The 13,827-nt window shown below is 56.1% G+C and carries 17 protein-coding genes and 1 pseudogene; 7 read left to right on the top strand and 11 right to left on the bottom strand.

Annotation, left to right across the window (positions count from 1 at the left end; genetic code table 11):
* Positions 1-171 precede the first annotated feature (171 nt).
* The gene (locus C2U54_RS22775; protein WP_103180825.1) at positions 172-564 is read right to left on the bottom strand and encodes a YdeI family stress tolerance OB fold protein; all 393 of its coding nucleotides are present in this window, start codon (positions 562-564) and stop codon (positions 172-174) included.
* Positions 565-706: 142 nt separating this feature from the next.
* Here C2U54_RS22775 and C2U54_RS22770 point away from each other — a divergent pair, with 142 nt between their 5' ends.
* From C2U54_RS22770 to C2U54_RS22755, 4 genes are read left to right on the top strand one after another with little or no spacing between them, the layout of a single operon-like run.
* Positions 707-1,213: a hypothetical protein gene (locus tag C2U54_RS22770; RefSeq protein WP_103180824.1), complete on the top strand. Its 507-nt coding sequence runs from the start codon at positions 707-709 to the stop codon at positions 1,211-1,213.
* A gap of 9 nt (positions 1,214-1,222) precedes the next feature.
* The gene (locus C2U54_RS22765; RefSeq protein ID WP_103180823.1) at positions 1,223-1,675 is read left to right on the top strand and encodes a DUF421 domain-containing protein; all 453 of its coding nucleotides are present in this window, start codon (positions 1,223-1,225) and stop codon (positions 1,673-1,675) included.
* Positions 1,672-2,202: a 2-oxo-tetronate isomerase gene (locus C2U54_RS22760; RefSeq protein WP_103180822.1), complete on the top strand. Its 531-nt coding sequence runs from the start codon at positions 1,672-1,674 to the stop codon at positions 2,200-2,202. Before C2U54_RS22765 ends, C2U54_RS22760 begins: the two co-directional genes overlap by 4 nt.
* Positions 2,203-2,212: 10 nt before the next feature.
* Positions 2,213-3,199 carry an SDR family oxidoreductase gene (locus tag C2U54_RS22755; RefSeq protein ID WP_103180821.1) on the top strand — a complete coding sequence of 329 codons (987 nt, stop codon included), beginning with the start codon at positions 2,213-2,215 and terminating at the stop codon, positions 3,197-3,199.
* A gap of 149 nt (positions 3,200-3,348) precedes the next feature.
* Here C2U54_RS22755 and cydB read toward each other — a convergent pair whose 3' ends face one another.
* From cydB to C2U54_RS22725, 6 genes are all read right to left on the bottom strand, one after another.
* A complete protein-coding gene (cydB, locus tag C2U54_RS22750) occupies positions 3,349-4,359 on the bottom strand; it encodes a cytochrome d ubiquinol oxidase subunit II (RefSeq protein WP_103180820.1) in 1,011 nt (336 codons plus the stop codon).
* On the bottom strand, positions 4,359-5,762 hold the full coding sequence (locus C2U54_RS22745) for a cytochrome ubiquinol oxidase subunit I (RefSeq protein WP_103180819.1): 1,404 nt from the start codon (positions 5,760-5,762) through the stop codon (positions 4,359-4,361). The genes cydB and C2U54_RS22745 overlap by 1 nt, the downstream gene beginning before the upstream one ends.
* A 74-nt stretch (positions 5,763-5,836) precedes the next feature.
* Positions 5,837-6,709: a manganese catalase family protein gene (locus tag C2U54_RS22740; RefSeq protein ID WP_103180818.1), complete on the bottom strand. Its 873-nt coding sequence runs from the start codon at positions 6,707-6,709 to the stop codon at positions 5,837-5,839.
* A gap of 15 nt (positions 6,710-6,724) precedes the next feature.
* Complete coding sequence (locus tag C2U54_RS22735; RefSeq protein ID WP_103180817.1) at positions 6,725-7,231, bottom strand: ferritin-like domain-containing protein; 507 nt, start codon at positions 7,229-7,231, stop codon at positions 6,725-6,727.
* 31 nt (positions 7,232-7,262) lie between these two features.
* Positions 7,263-7,757, bottom strand: coding sequence for a YciE/YciF ferroxidase family protein (locus tag C2U54_RS22730; RefSeq protein ID WP_103180816.1), 495 nt, complete (start codon positions 7,755-7,757; stop codon positions 7,263-7,265).
* Positions 7,758-7,849: 92 nt separating this feature from the next.
* Positions 7,850-8,035 (bottom strand): general stress protein, encoded by a 186-nt coding sequence (locus C2U54_RS22725; RefSeq protein ID WP_103180815.1) that lies wholly within the window; start codon positions 8,033-8,035, stop codon positions 7,850-7,852.
* Positions 8,036-8,616: 581 nt separating this feature from the next.
* Here C2U54_RS22725 and C2U54_RS22720 point away from each other — a divergent pair.
* Entirely contained in the window at positions 8,617-9,135 is a 519-nt protein-coding gene (locus C2U54_RS22720) for a hypothetical protein (protein WP_103180814.1), read from the top strand.
* 186 nt (positions 9,136-9,321) lie between these two features.
* Positions 9,322-9,708 (top strand): hypothetical protein, encoded by a 387-nt coding sequence (locus C2U54_RS22715; protein ID WP_103180813.1) that lies wholly within the window; start codon positions 9,322-9,324, stop codon positions 9,706-9,708.
* A 33-nt stretch (positions 9,709-9,741) separates the two neighbouring features.
* On the opposite strand, the gene C2U54_RS22710 is transcribed toward C2U54_RS22715, so the two are convergent.
* From C2U54_RS22710 to C2U54_RS22695, 4 genes and pseudogenes are all read right to left on the bottom strand, one after another.
* Entirely contained in the window at positions 9,742-10,428 is a 687-nt protein-coding gene (locus tag C2U54_RS22710) for an RluA family pseudouridine synthase (RefSeq protein ID WP_103180812.1), read from the bottom strand.
* 42 nt (positions 10,429-10,470) lie between these two features.
* Positions 10,471-11,705, bottom strand: a pseudogene (locus tag C2U54_RS22705) (MFS transporter).
* 89 nt (positions 11,706-11,794) lie between these two features.
* On the bottom strand, positions 11,795-12,274 hold the full coding sequence (locus C2U54_RS22700; RefSeq protein WP_103180811.1) for a DMT family transporter: 480 nt from the start codon (positions 12,272-12,274) through the stop codon (positions 11,795-11,797).
* A 4-nt stretch (positions 12,275-12,278) separates the two neighbouring features.
* Positions 12,279-12,713 (bottom strand): DMT family transporter, encoded by a 435-nt coding sequence (locus tag C2U54_RS22695; RefSeq protein WP_103180810.1) that lies wholly within the window; start codon positions 12,711-12,713, stop codon positions 12,279-12,281.
* Positions 12,714-12,811: 98 nt separating this feature from the next.
* Between C2U54_RS22695 and C2U54_RS22690 the strand changes: the two genes are divergently transcribed.
* Positions 12,812-13,756, top strand: coding sequence for a LysR family transcriptional regulator (locus tag C2U54_RS22690; RefSeq protein WP_103180809.1), 945 nt, complete (start codon positions 12,812-12,814; stop codon positions 13,754-13,756).
* Positions 13,757-13,827: the final 71 nt, after the last annotated feature.

Genomic DNA, 13,827 nt, shown 5'->3' with positions numbered 1-13,827 from the left:
TAAAATTGTTTAAGTATTGCCAGGGGAAGGAAAGGGGGATTAATCCTAAAGCCCGGAATTATCCGAGTTTTTGGCTCCTTAAATCTGGTAGGTTAAGGCTTAGAGAATATATTCCGCAGGGTTCTCGTGGATATCTGGGAATATCCACGAGAAACTTAAGTGAAATTTACACTATTTCTGAATACGGTCGACACGGACCACCGGTGGATTTGATTTTTTATCCAGACTGCCGTTAATGCTGATCATATTATCGGGCTGGACGGTACGGCCATCAAATACCGCTTGGGGGATCACTGTATCAATAGTGCCGGTTTTATCGCGGAATTTAAATTTATCGCCGCCGGAACCTTCTATGAGATTACCGCGCAGGGAGATCGTAGCCCCGTCGTGCATCTCTTTGGCCTGCTCCACGGTCATGATGCGGGCATCTTCCGCGCCACGATAACCATCATCCAGCGCGTGCGGTGGAGGAGGGGCAGTATCTTTCTTCAGTCCACCATTATCATCGGCATATACAGCCGGAATTATAAGACAACACAATAAGGGTGCGACGGATAATTTCATACAGCCTCCTTGGTTTAGCCTGCTTGACAGATTAAGCCTGGTTGCTATTTTTTATTTTGCAAACAGGAACAGTCTTAATCAAATTTATCGATAAAAATCATCTGGCTGCATAATATTAATTAACGAGACGGTGAGGTGATAAATGGCAAAAGCCAAAGAAAATCCCCCTGAATTGCCCGGCGTCAAACAGAGTCATGCTTCCCTGCAGTTTGAATACGATGCGCACCGCTTCGGTTTTGTTCTGTTAATACTCATTATCACCGCTGCGCTGTCAGGGCTTTTTTCTGGTGGCTATTTTAGCGAAGCGACAAAGAGTAACGCTCCGGGTAATTTGCAGGTGGAGTATGAACGTTTTGGACGCTTGCAAACGCCCATTGAGTTGAAAATTAGCGTGCCAGAACAGAGTACTACGCCGCTGACGTTGCGCATCGGCGGCGAATATATGGAACGGATGCAAACCGATAATATCTGGCCGCAGCCCGATGAAATGTACAGCGAGGGCGGGGAGATCGTGTTGGTTTATCAGGAACCGCGCAAGGGTTTAACCGTCTGGCTCTATACCACCCCACAACGCCCCGGCAAAACCGACCTCTCTGTCACGGTAAATAATCAACCGGGCCTCTCTTTCTGGCAATTTATCTATCCCTAAGGCACCAATATGGAAATGATACTCAGGGCGGTGGCGATTTATCTGATTTTGCTGGTGGTATTTAAAATCGCTGGCAGGCGGGCGCTGCTGCAAATGACCAGCTTCGATCTGATCCTGTTATTAATTATTAGTGAAGCTACGCAACAGGCGCTGCTGGGGGATGATTTTTCCGTCACCGGCGCCATGCTCACCATTATTACGCTGGTGGTGGTGGATATGCTGTTTGGCATGGTAAAAAAATATATATCCGGTGCGGAATCGGCCATCGACGGCTCCCCGGTTATTCTGGTGGTGCACGGTGAACTGCAAAACGAAAAATTAAAGAAAGTCGATGTCTCCTGCGACGACATTCTGGTCTCTGCCCGGCAAAATCACGGCATAACCACTCTGGAAGAAATTAAATACGCCATACTTGAACGTAATGGTCATATTTCGATTATTCCTGAAGAGAGTGCATCATGAAAGAAAATGAAAATGTCTGGAACCAGGCCAAAACCACCAAAGAACTCACCAGCCAGGTATCAACTGTCCTGATCGATCTGGGCTGGCTGCTTACTACCGCAGAATCCTGCACCGGCGGCAACCTGGCCTCTGCGCTCTGCGCCGAGAAAGATACCGCCTCGTTCTTTGGTACCGGCGTGGTCACCTTTAACAACGAAGCTAAACACAAGGTACTGGGTGTCAACAATGCTACCCTGGAAAAATATACCGCCGTCAGTAGCCAGACGGTGGGCGAGATGGCTCAGGGCGCACTGGAGCTTGCCGACGCGGATATCAGCATCGCCATCAGCGGTTATGCCGGGCCGGACGGCGGTGAGGATGGCACTCCGGCAGGCACCGTCTGGTTTGGTTGGTCTTTTCGCTGTGAGGTCACTACCGCCGTGCAGCACTTCACCGGCGAGTGTGAAGATGTGATTGAGAAAGCGGTTCGTTACGCGCTTTCTGAACTGTTGCGGCAGATCCCGCACTGGAAAAAGCAACTGCATTAAGGAGAGCATGATGAGCGTTGTGGTGATCACCGGAGCGACGGCTGGCGTGGGCAAAGCCACGGCGCTGCGTTTTGCAGAGGCGGGCTATCACGTGGGGATTATCGCCCGGGATGACCCCAGCCTTGAGGCGGCGCGGGCCGAAATTGAACGCTTCGGCGTGAAGTGTCACACGGTGAATGCCGATGTGACGGACGCGTCGGCCATCATGGCGGCGGCCAACGCGTTCGAGACGCAGCTCGGCGCAATTGATGTATGGATCAACAACGCCATGTGCGGGGTACTGGCGCCGTTTCGCGCCATGAGCGATGAGGAGTTTCGCCGGGTCACGGACGTAACCTACCTGGGCTACGTTAACGGCACCCGGGCGGCATTGTCCGTGATGACCCCGCGCGATGCGGGACAGATTATCCAGGTGGGCTCTGCGCTGGCTTACCGCTCCATCCCGCTCCAGTCCGCCTACTGCGGCGCGAAAGCGGCGATCCGCGGCTTTACCGACGCGGTACGCACCGAGCTTATCCACGAGCGTATCAATATCCAGCTGACGATGGTGCAGATGCCGGGCCTTAACACGCCGCAGTTTAGCTGGGCGCGCAATAAGTTTGCCTTCGCCATGCGCCCAATCGGACCGGTCTACGAGCCGGAGGTGGCCGCCGAGGCAATTTTCAACGTGACCCGCCGCCCGGTGCGGGAGCTGTGGGTCGGGCGCAGCACCATGCAGGCGATTATCGGCCAGTTTCTCTTCCCCGGCCTGCTGGATCGCATGATGGTGAAAAAGGCGTGGGAAGGGCAGATGACCAACGAACTCAACGTCCCCGAGCGGCAGGATTATCTTTCCGGGCCGGTCAGGGGGATGCACCAGGTCCACGGGCGCTTTTCCGACGAGTCGAGAACCCGGGCGACGGCCATCACCTCCGGCGTGCCGGGGAAAGTACTGCTGGGTAGCGCTGCGCTGGCGGGGCTGCTGCTGGTGGGGAAACTGATCACCCGGCGGAAATAGGGTAAGCAGTATCGTTTTGTAGGCCGGGTAAGGCAAAGCCGTCACCCGGCTTTTTATTGCGCAACGCCCGTTGGCGCGATGCTTGCCGGGCCTACGGGGGCTGTGGTAGGCCGGGTAAGCGTCAGCGCCACCCGGCAATGCTGCCGCGCTTAATGGTAGCCCTCGGTGTCGGTCACCTTGCCGCGAAACACGTAGTAGCTCCAGGCGGTATAGACCAGAATCAACGGGATGATCAGCAGCGTGCCCACCAGCATAAAGAGCTGGCTGGACGGCGGCGCGGCGGCGTCCCAGATGGTGATGCGTGGCGGGATAATGTTGGGCCACAGGCTGATGCCGAGCCCGCTAAAGCCAAGGAAGATCAGCCCGAGGGTCAGCAGGAAGGGCCGGGTATGGCTGTGCGGATCGCGGGTGAGTCGCCAGATCCACAGACCGAAGATCCCCACCAGCAGCGGCACCGGCAGGAAGTAGAAGAAGTTCGGCAATGTGAACCAGCGGTCGGCCACATATTGCCAGCCGAGCGGGGTCCAGACGCTTACCACCGCCACGACCGCCAGCAGCGCCAGCAGCACCTTGCGGGTCAAATCCCGCATATGGCGTTGTAATGCCCCTTCGCTTTTCATAATCAGCCAGGTGGTGCCCAGCAGGGTATAGGCCACCATCAGCCCCAGCCCGCAGAAGAGGTTAAAGGGGGTCAGCCAGTCCAGCGACGAACCCGCGAAGCGGCGGCCTTCAACGTCAAAGCCGTTAATCATCGCCCCGACGACAATCCCCTGGCTGAAGGTCGCCAGCAGCGAGCCCCCGGCGAAGGAGTAGTCCCAGAAGGCGCGGTGCGACGGTGTGGCTTTAAAACGAAACTCGAACGCCACCCCGCGGAAGATGAGCCCGATCAGCATCGCGGTCAACGGGATGGTAAGGGCGTCGATAACCACCGCATAGGCCAGCGGGAAGGCGCCAAACAGCCCGGCTCCCCCCAGCACCAGCCAGGTTTCGTTTCCGTCCCATACCGGGGCGACGCTGTTTACCATCACGTCGCGCGCCTGCGGGTCGCGCTCAAAGTAGAAGAGCATGCCGATACCTAAATCGAAGCCATCCATGATGATGTACATCAGGGTGGCGAAAACGATGATGGCAAACCAGATAACTGAGATATCGACGCCCATTACAGTTTCTCCTCTTCCAGAACCGGTTCTGCCGCCGAGAGCGGGCGTGCGGGTCTGCCGTCGGTCTTCATCGAGAGATTATCGGTAGGCTGCGGTCCTTTCTTAATCAACCGCACCAGATAGACTAACCCCACGCCAAATACCGAGCAGTAAACAACGATAAACGCCAGCAGGCTGATGCTCATTTGCAGGGTGCTGTGCAGCGACACCGCATCAATGGTGCGCAGATAGCCATATACGACCCACGGCTGGCGGCCCACCTCGGTCGTGACCCAGCCGGCGAGGATCGCGACTACACCCGCTGGCCCCATACTCAGGGCAAAGCGGTGGAACGGGCGGGAGTGATAGAGCCGACGGCGATGGCGCAACCAAAGGCTGATAACCCCCATCAGGATCATCAGCAGCCCCAGGCCCACCATCACGCGGAACGACCAGAAGACGATGAGCGAGTTAGGGCGCTCATCTTTCGGGAAATCTTTCAGCGCCGGGACCTGCTTATCCAGGCTGTGGGTGAGGATCAGGCTGCCAAGCGCCGGGATCTCCAGCCCATACTTGGTGCGCTCCTCTTCCATATCGGGCACACCAAACAGCAGCAGGGGCGTCGCTTCGCCAGGGGGATTTTCCCAGTGCCCTTCGATGGCGGCGATTTTTGCCGGCTGGTGTTCGAGGGTGTTCAGGCCGTGCATATCCCCGACAAAGGCCTGTATCGGCGCCACCAGCAGCGCCATCCATAGCGCCATTGAGAACATTTTGCGCACCGCCGGGCTGTCGTTACCGCGCAGCAGATGCCATGCCCCGGAGGCGCCCACAAACAGGGCGCTGCTCAGGAAGGCGGCGATGGACATGTGGATCAGACGATACGGGAAAGAGGGGTTAAAGATGATGGCGAACCAGTCCTCGGGGATGACCTGACCGTTCTCGATGCTAAAGCCCTGCGGCGTGTGCATCCAGCTGTTGGAGGCGAGGATCCAGAAGGTGGACATCAGAGTGCCCAGCGCCACCATACAGGTGGCAAAGAAGTGCAGGCCAGGCCCAACCTTGTTCCAGCCAAACAGCATGACCCCAAGGAAACCCGCTTCGAGGAAGAAGGCGGTGAGCACTTCATAGGTGAGCAGCGGGCCGGTGATGCTGCCGGCAAACTGCGAAAAGCCACTCCAGTTGGTGCCAAACTGGTAAGCCATCACCAGCCCGGAGACCACGCCCATGCCGAAGTTAACGGCGAAGATTTTTAACCAGAAATGATAGAGCGAGCGCCAGACATCATTTTTCGTTCTCAGCCACATCCCCTCCAGTACCACCAGATAGCTGGCAAGGCCGATGGTTAACGCCGGGAAGATAATATGAAATGAGACAGTGAAGGCAAACTGAAGCCTGGCGAGATAAAACGCATCGAGTTCGAACATCGTACTCTTCCCCTGTCAGCGAAAAGCCCCGTATAAAACGGGGCATCGTGGTACGGCTGTTGTTGCGGGCGGGGTTACGGTTTATTTTTACCGGCACCCAGCTCAGCGCCAGTGAGCGGATCGGCTGTTGGATCCGACTCGGTGCGGCTCGCCATCGCTTTGAGTAGTGCGGCCTGCTCTTTCGTGAGCGTAACCTCAGCGCTGCCATCGCCGCCATCAACGGCGGGTTGCGGATCGGCAACGTACTCAAAGTTTTCATCGCTGTTCCAGCTGCCGCGAAGATCATCACCTGCAGACATATTGTAGTAGGTGGTTGCGTATTGTTCGATTGGCGGTAGTTTCCCTGGTGGGAAATTATTGCGAATCGACTGCAACGCCTTCTCAAACGAGAGCTGGTGTGCGGCTTCACGGGTCATCAGGAACGCAAGGGCATCTTTTACCCCGACATCGTCAGTGACGTTGATCAGGCGTTCATAGATGATTTTGGCGCGTGCTTCCGCCGCGATGTTGGAGCGCAAATCGGCGGTGGCTTCCCCGATAGTATCGATATACGCCGCAGTCCATGGCACGCCTGCGGAGTTGGTCAGCGGTGGCCCACCGCCATACAGCAGGGAGGTGATATGGCTGTCGTTACCGTTTTGCGTCAGTGAGCGGTAGAGTTCCGCTTCACTTTCGGTACCTTCCGCCAGTTCGCCTTTGGCGCCTTTGTTCAGCATGCCGACCAGCGTACCGATGATCTCAAGGTGGCTGAGCTCTTCGGTCGCGATATCCATCAGCATCTCTCTGCGGCCTGGATCGTCATCGCCCAGCCCCTGGGTGAAGTAACGGCAGGCGGCCGCCAGCTCGCCCTGTGGGCCGCCAAACTGTTCAAGCAGCAGGTTTGCCAGGCCGGGGTTCGGCTCGGCAACGCGGACGGTATACTGCAATTGTTTTACGTGTCGAAACATACGCTCACTCCCTGGTTATTTTTTCGCTTCGACACCGTCAGCATCTGAGCGCAGCAGGAACTGCTCAGTCGTGTCAGGAATATGCTGGATCAGCCAGTCGGCCATGCGCTGCTCTTCGGCGAGGATCGATTCGATCGCTGGAATCGATGCCACGTCTCCGGCTTTTCGCGCCGCGGCCAGCAGGGAGGTATAGCAGGCAATTTCGAACTGCTCGAAAACGTAGCCGCTAATAGAGCCTTTTACGATTTCATCCGAAGTCATAATGCCGCCGACAGACTGGCCGAACGCCATCATTTTGCTCATGGAGTCTTTCAACATTGAGCGGGAAATATCGTTACGGTCGAGGATCTCTTCCAGTACATTTATTTGCTGTTTGGTTTCAGTAAGATGTTGCTCAATACAGGCGCGGACATCAGGATAATTATCGATACGGCTCGCCATTGATTCGAGCATAGATTCCGCTTGCTTTTCCATGGCGTGAGCATCGCGTAGCCAGTCATGGTAGTGTTCTACGTGATTCATATTTTCGTCCTCGGGTTCGGTTAATTCAGGCTTACTTTTCTGCTTTCTGATTAATATTACCGACTGCCAAATCGGTCAGTTTAAGATCGGTGGATTTCTCTTCTTCCAGCGTCTCGGCTAATAATTTGACCGCCTGGGTGTATCCTAATTGCTCCGCCAGGGTAGCGAGTGTGCCGTAGCTGGCAATTTCATAGTGTTCGACTTTTTGCGCCGCAGCGATTAATGCTGCATCACGCACTTCATTTTTTTCTGTGCTTTCAAGGACTTCATTGGCTTCTTCAATTAACCCTTCCATCGCCACGCATTTCATTCTTTTCAATTTAATATTTGGCGTTTTCTCGATGAGCTGATCGATACGCTCAATCTGACCATGGGTTTCTTCCAGGTGCGCTTTAAACGCAGCGCTCAGATCGGGGCTGGCGGCTTCGCGGGATAATTTAGCCAGCGCACGAGTAAGCTGTTTTTCTGCACTATAGGTATCGGATAACAAATGAATAAATACATCCTCTATACTTTTCATATTCATACTTTTTCTCCAGTGCTATAAAAATCTGCGAGCCCGCGGACCCGCAGAGGTTACCCATTAAAGTGAAGAACAGGCTTTAATAATGAGATGAATTAAGAGTTGTCAGACTTACGTCCGCCACCATGGCTATGCTGACCGCCCTTTTTACCTGCTTCGGAAGCGCGCTGCGGATCGTTTTTGAAATTACCACCGCTCTGCTGACCGCCTTTTTTCCCTGCTTCAGAGGCCTTTTCACGATCCTGTGCGAAATTACCTGAACCACCACGTTGCTCTGCCATATTATGTTTCCTCATTTACATCGTTTATGTCAGTAAGATACGTTTTTATTCGTATCCGTTGTCGTTCAGGATTAAATTTAGCCCCTATTTCAGAAGAGTCAAATGCGGTTTTGAAAATAAATTATCTTATGTTTTAAGATTTAACTGAATATATCGCTCCGCTTGTTTCGCAAATAAGTTTCGCCAAGGTAATGTAAACAAACGACCTTCCGGTTGTTCTGCTTTATCGCTTGTTTTGTGTTTCGCTGAAACGGTCGAGTCCAGGCGTGGCGGGGCTCTTTACGTAAGTTTACGTTCAGGGTGGCCCGCTTATAGCCCATATAAAAATATTGTACGTGGGATTAATCTTAATTGGTTTTTATATTATTTATGGACGTTGTTTTCGGCTGTTAAATAATATAACAAATTGTTTGCGTATATTATGTATGGATTACAGTTACTCACGGAAATTACTACTTCAAAAAGGGTAAGCGAAGGGCAAATAAAAGAACCTGATAAAGTATGATGGTAGAGCGGGTACCCCAGGCAATACTCAACCGGAGCGGTGACGCGGTGTCACCCCGGAGGCGAAGGTGAACCCTATGCTTGATTTCATCTCTGGTGTCCTGATTCATACCCCCGTCTGGGTCTATCTGGTTCTGCTGTTCCTGATAAGCAGAGGCATCCGGGCGCGTAAGCCCGCCACCGTTGCGCTGGAAAAGCTCGCCATCGTTCCGGCCCTGTTTCTGATCTGGGATATCTACGACCTGCTGGTCTTTCGCACACTCACCTTCGGCACCGGCTCCCTGTGGCTGGCAGGTCTACTCAGCGGCGCGGCGATGGGCTATATCCTGAGCAAAGGGGTGACGGTGAGCCGGGCTGCCGCCCCGCGCAGCATTTACCGTTCGGCGGACTACTCGGCACTGCCCATTATGATGCTGGCCTTCGCGGTGAAATATGTGCTGGGAGCGATCAGCGCCATTGCGCCCGAGACGCTGCAGCGCCCCGGCGCAAGCGCCTTCGCCATCATTACCGGCGGGCTGTTCGCCGGGGTCTTTGTCGGCAAATTTGTACGCTACGTGCGGGTCTATTTGTCGGCACAGGTGCAGCAGGCGGGGTGAGAGGGCTCGTCGTTCTGGATTAACCGGATAGCCACATTCCGCTGCAAACTCACCCGGACCGCCCGGCGGCGCGATGCAACATCAGGCGTGCCGCCGTTATGTCGGAACGCACTGAGAGGAAAATGGCAAACGCAACGGCAGGTAGACTGAGACGGCATGATAAACCAGCAGCCCACAGGAGCCCGGATGTTCACCCATATGCGTATTGCCAGACCTGTTATAAACCTCGACAACGCTTTCCTGATGTACAGCCAGGGATTAGGACTGAAAAAGATTGCGGACTTTAGCGATCATCAGGGCTTCAGCGGGATCATGTTAGGGCGGGAAGATTTACCCTGGCATATCGAATTTACCGTGTGCCACCACCATCCCGTTCAGCCTCTGCAAACGAACGAGGATCTGATCGTTCTCTATTATCCCGATAAAGCCGAATGGGAAGCGACCTGCGGGCGAATGCGCAGCGCGGGCTTTACGCAGGTAAATGCGTTTAACCCCTACTGGGAGGTCAATGGGCACACATTCGTGGATGACAACGGGTACCGGGTGGTGATTCAGAACCAGGCGTGGGGCTGAACTGACAGAGAGCCGCGTGGCAAAATGGCACTATCAAAACGGGCTGGCATGGCGGATATGGACAGGCTCCCCGTTGACCGGATGCACGAACCGCAGCTCGCTGGCGTGCAGCATCAGGCGCGGCGTGCGTTCGGTGCCGGGTATCTGCACTCCGCCATACAGGTCGCAGCCTAAAATCGGGTGGCCCAGCTGCTGGCAGTGAATGCGCAACTGGTGGGTGCGCCCCGTCTCCGGCGTCAGTTCCACCCGCGTGACCGGCACATCACCCTGATAATGCCCGCGCTCCACCACCCGATAGCGGGAACGGGCGGGCTTGCCGTTGATAGCGCAAATCGACATCCGCGGGAACAGCGCCGGATCTTTGGCTATGGGGGCGTCTATCACCCCTTCATCATCGGCCAGATGCCCGCAGAGCAGGGCGGTGTAAGTCTTGGTTACGCTGCGCTGGCTGAACTGCTGGCAGAGAGCGGCATTGATCGCCTTGTTGCGGGCAATCACCATCAGCCCGGAGGTGCCAAAATCGAGGCGATGCACCAGCGTGCAGCCGGGAAAGATCTGCACCAGCCGGTAATGCACCGAATCAAGGTTTTGCGGATTTTTCCCCGACAGGCTGAGCAGCCCGCTGGGTTTATTGATCAGCACCAGATGATCGTCCTGCCAGAGCGTCTCTATCGCCGCATGGCAGGGCGGGGCAATAAAATTATCGATAATTACTGACATCAGTCTGGCCGCAGAAAGAGGGGGGAGACGGATGATAACCCATTATGTATGCGATTTAAGCTGTGACGTGTTATCGAGTCGTCTTATCGCCGGCACCAGGCTGGCGGCTACCGTGGCAAGAACCACGGCACAGGCCGCCACCAGCAGCACGTTGCTGGTGCCGTACTGGTTGGCCAGCGGCCCGCGATAAGCTCGCCGCAGGGGATCGCCACAAACGATCCCACCGCATCGTAGGCATAGACGCGCGCCAGCTTATCCTGCGGAATATGCGTTTGCAGGGACTGGGCCCAGGCCACCCCAAAGAGGCCAAAGGTCACCCCGGCAATAAAGAACGCGGCAATCAGCCAGGGCGTGGAGGGGAGCAGGCTCAGCATAAAGATGGGCAGGGCGCAGCATGACACCAGCATCACGCCGATAAAGAGATCCCGGCGCGGTCGCCAGCGCAGGGCAAGGGAGGAGCCCACAATGAGGCCAATACTCTGGCATGCCAAAATAATCCCCCACTGCGCCCGGCCAAAAGAGGTATCTGCAATCACCGGCCCGAGCACCATCATTACCCCGCTAAAAGCGGCGTTAATAATGGTGAACTGCACGACGATCGACCACACCCAGGCCCGGCTGGCGAACTCCTGCCACCCCGCTTTTAAATCCTGCAGCATGTTGCTTTGAGAAGGCCCGGCTTCAAGGGCGGTCACGCGAATCATCAGGTAGAGGGGGGCGGCGGCGGCGAACCCCAGAGCATCAATGGCAAGCCCCCAGCCCGGTCCGACGGCGCCTGTCAGAACGCCGCCCAGCGACGCGCCGATAACCGTCCCGCTATACACCCCGAGCTGAATGAAGGCGTTGGCTTCGCGTAGGCTTTTACCGGGGACCGTCTGGGGAACGAGGGCAGAAGAGGCGGGAAGGGTGATGCCCGCGGCGGCACCGTTTACCGCGCCAAGCAGGGTCAGGCTGAGCACCGTGGCGGACCCGTCCAGCACCGACCACGCCACGACAGCCTGTGAGATGGCGGCCACCACCGACGAGGAGACGAGCACCCGGCTGCGGGAGTAGCGGTCCGCTAATACTCCGCCCAGCAGCAGAAACAGCACGTTAAAAATCGAGCGGGAGGCCACGACGATACCTAAATCAGAGGCCGAGCCGCCAATATCCAGCACCGCAAATGCCAGCGCAATGGGGGCGATACCGTTGCCCAGAACGGTGAGAAAACGTGCGGCAAAAAGATGGCGAAAGGGGGAAAAATGATAAGCACGAACGCGTTTATTATCGGTTTTCATGGTGTTAATGGCTACGGGATGAGGGGAAGTACTATAAATGACCTGAAAAGCAAAAACACCTGCCTGCGCCTCCCCTCACCGAAGCTGGCTTAACTTCGCGTTTCTGCAGGCGCCTTCTCCTCTGACTTCTGCGTGCTGCTGGAGTAGATAAACCACAGCGCGATCCCGAGGCACAGAACCGCACCCAGGCGCGTCATCGAGAAGGGAATGGCGTCGTTCCCCAGCCAGCCAAAATTGTCGATCAGCATGCTCATGGTCAGCTGGCCGAAAATCACCGCCACCGTGGCCACCGCCGTACCGATACGCTGCACGGCCAGCACCATGATGACGATGTACGGCACGCCAAACATCGCCCCCAGCAGCTGCCATTTGGGCACATCCAGCAGGCTGACGGCATGGCGCGGTTCAAAGAAGAAGATCAGCAGGGCGGTGATCAGCGCCCCGACGGAAAAGGTCAGGAACGCGCTTTTGAATACGCCCACCTTGCTGCCCAGCTGGCCGTTGATGGCGGCCTGAATGCTCAGCGTCGCACCGCCAATCACCGCCAGAATAATCATAATTAATGTCATCGTCTTACCCCTGTGCAACCAGAACCAGCGCGGCAATGATAAAAATCAGCGCGATGATGCGTTTAGTGTCAATTTTGCGGTGCGGCGTGCCCAGCAGGCCGTAGTGATCGATGATCAGGCTTTTAAAGACCTGGCCGGCAAGGATGCCAATCATCGTCATGGCGATACCGATGGCGGGCGTTACCACGGTGAGAATAATGACGTAGACCGGGCCGAGAACGCCGCCCAGCAGCTGCCATGAAGGCTGTGAAAAAAACGACGGGCTGTTGCGTGGGCTGAAAAAGAGCATCAGCAAAAAGGTCAGGGCGGCACCGACGCCGAACACGCTGAACGTGGCCCATAAATCACCTACCTCACCGCCGAGCGGCCCCAGTAGCCCTGCCTCGACGGACAGTCCCATCCCCCCGGCAATAACCAGTAAAATCAATATCAGCTGCATAGTTACTCTTCTCCGTTTTCAAGGCGGGGAAGCGTACCCCTGAACATCCGTGAGAAAAATGCCATAATGAAAGAAACACCTGTGCAGGAAATGCATTAATGCGCGACCCCGCCACGATCAGCCTCCGCTGGCTGCAAACCTTTAAAGAGGTCTATGAATCCCAGAATTTTTCGGTGGTGGCACGCCGGGAGGGGATCTCCGCTTCGCAGGTTTCGCGGGTCATCCATCAGCTTGAGGATGCGCTCGGCCAGCAGCTTTTTTACCGCAACACGCGGGCAATTATTCCCACGGAAAGTGGTCACCTTTTTATCCGCTATGCCCGCCTGATGCTCGGCAACCTTGAGGAGGCGCGCCGGGAGCTGGACGCGCGCAAGCAGGAGCCCTCCGGTCTGCTGCGCATCAACGCCCCGGTCTTTTTCGGTCAGCGGCATATCGCGCCGGGGCTTCCCGGCCTGACGGAACGCTATCCCCGGCTCAGCATCGAGCTGACGCTGACGGACGACTATATCGATCCCCACCGGGATGCTGCCGACCTGATCTTTCGCATCGGTATGCTGACCGACTCCTCTTTTCACGCCCGGGTTTTCGGGCCGCAGTTTTATCACCTCGCCGCTTCTCCGGCCTATCTGCGCAAATACGGCGCGCCCGAGGCGCCCGACGACATAACCCGACATAAATGCCTTGTCTACCGCGGTTCGTCCGGCCCCAACCGCTGGCTGCTGCGTGCGCCTGGCGGGGCGTGGGTCCACTATCCCGTGTCGCCGCTGTTATCGTCCAATAACGCGGAAACCCTGCTGACCTCGGCGCTGGGCGGGATGGGGATGGTGCTCTTCCCGGACTGGCTTATCGGCGACCGGTTGCGCAGCGGGGAGCTGGTAAAACTGCTGCCGGACCATGAGGCCGCTATCAACACGGAACCGCAGAACATTTCGGCGATCTACCCCAATGCGCGTCATCCACCGCTGAACGTCAGGGCGGTGATTGACTACTACGTGGCGTTTTTCGGCACGCCCCTTTACTGGCAATCCGCAATGAAGGAGTAAAGAGGCGCGGGCGTTTCTAATGATTTCCTATTATTGCTCTAAGTCAGCCTGCTAATAAGAATGTAACTACG

Origin of the sequence: Leclercia sp. LSNIH1, assembly GCF_002902985.1 — a bacterium.
Taxonomy (GTDB): Bacteria; Pseudomonadota; Gammaproteobacteria; order Enterobacterales; family Enterobacteriaceae; genus Enterobacter.
The sequence above is the reverse complement of the archived record's forward strand: the minus strand, read 5'-3'. Positions and strand labels throughout refer to the sequence as shown.

Bases quoted from the DNA above. Each gene is read 5' to 3' on its own strand.
- C2U54_RS22745 (WP_103180819.1), bottom strand. From the start codon at position 5,762: ATGTTCGAACTCGATGCGTTTTATCTCGCCAGGCTTCAGTTTGCCTTC.
- cydB (WP_103180820.1), bottom strand. From the start codon at position 4,359: ATGGGCGTCGATATCTCAGTTATCTGGTTTGCCATCATCGTTTTCGCC.
- C2U54_RS22740 (WP_103180818.1), bottom strand. From the start codon at position 6,709: ATGTTTCGACACGTAAAACAATTGCAGTATACCGTCCGCGTTGCCGAG.
- C2U54_RS22715 (WP_103180813.1), top strand. From the start codon at position 9,322: ATGTTCACCCATATGCGTATTGCCAGACCTGTTATAAACCTCGACAAC.
- C2U54_RS22690 (WP_103180809.1), top strand. From the start codon at position 12,812: ATGCGCGACCCCGCCACGATCAGCCTCCGCTGGCTGCAAACCTTTAAA.
- C2U54_RS22735 (WP_103180817.1), bottom strand. From the start codon at position 7,231: ATGAATCACGTAGAACACTACCATGACTGGCTACGCGATGCTCACGCC.
- C2U54_RS22755 (WP_103180821.1), top strand. From the start codon at position 2,213: ATGAGCGTTGTGGTGATCACCGGAGCGACGGCTGGCGTGGGCAAAGCC.
- C2U54_RS22710 (WP_103180812.1), bottom strand. From the start codon at position 10,428: ATGTCAGTAATTATCGATAATTTTATTGCCCCGCCCTGCCATGCGGCG.
- C2U54_RS22730 (WP_103180816.1), bottom strand. From the start codon at position 7,757: ATGAATATGAAAAGTATAGAGGATGTATTTATTCATTTGTTATCCGAT.
- C2U54_RS22725 (WP_103180815.1), bottom strand. From the start codon at position 8,035: ATGGCAGAGCAACGTGGTGGTTCAGGTAATTTCGCACAGGATCGTGAA.
- C2U54_RS22700 (WP_103180811.1), bottom strand. From the start codon at position 12,274: ATGACATTAATTATGATTATTCTGGCGGTGATTGGCGGTGCGACGCTG.
- C2U54_RS22720 (WP_103180814.1), top strand. From the start codon at position 8,617: ATGCTTGATTTCATCTCTGGTGTCCTGATTCATACCCCCGTCTGGGTC.
- C2U54_RS22765 (WP_103180823.1), top strand. From the start codon at position 1,223: ATGGAAATGATACTCAGGGCGGTGGCGATTTATCTGATTTTGCTGGTG.
- C2U54_RS22770 (WP_103180824.1), top strand. From the start codon at position 707: ATGGCAAAAGCCAAAGAAAATCCCCCTGAATTGCCCGGCGTCAAACAG.
- C2U54_RS22695 (WP_103180810.1), bottom strand. From the start codon at position 12,713: ATGCAGCTGATATTGATTTTACTGGTTATTGCCGGGGGGATGGGACTG.
- C2U54_RS22775 (WP_103180825.1), bottom strand. From the start codon at position 564: ATGAAATTATCCGTCGCACCCTTATTGTGTTGTCTTATAATTCCGGCT.
- C2U54_RS22760 (WP_103180822.1), top strand. From the start codon at position 1,672: ATGAAAGAAAATGAAAATGTCTGGAACCAGGCCAAAACCACCAAAGAA.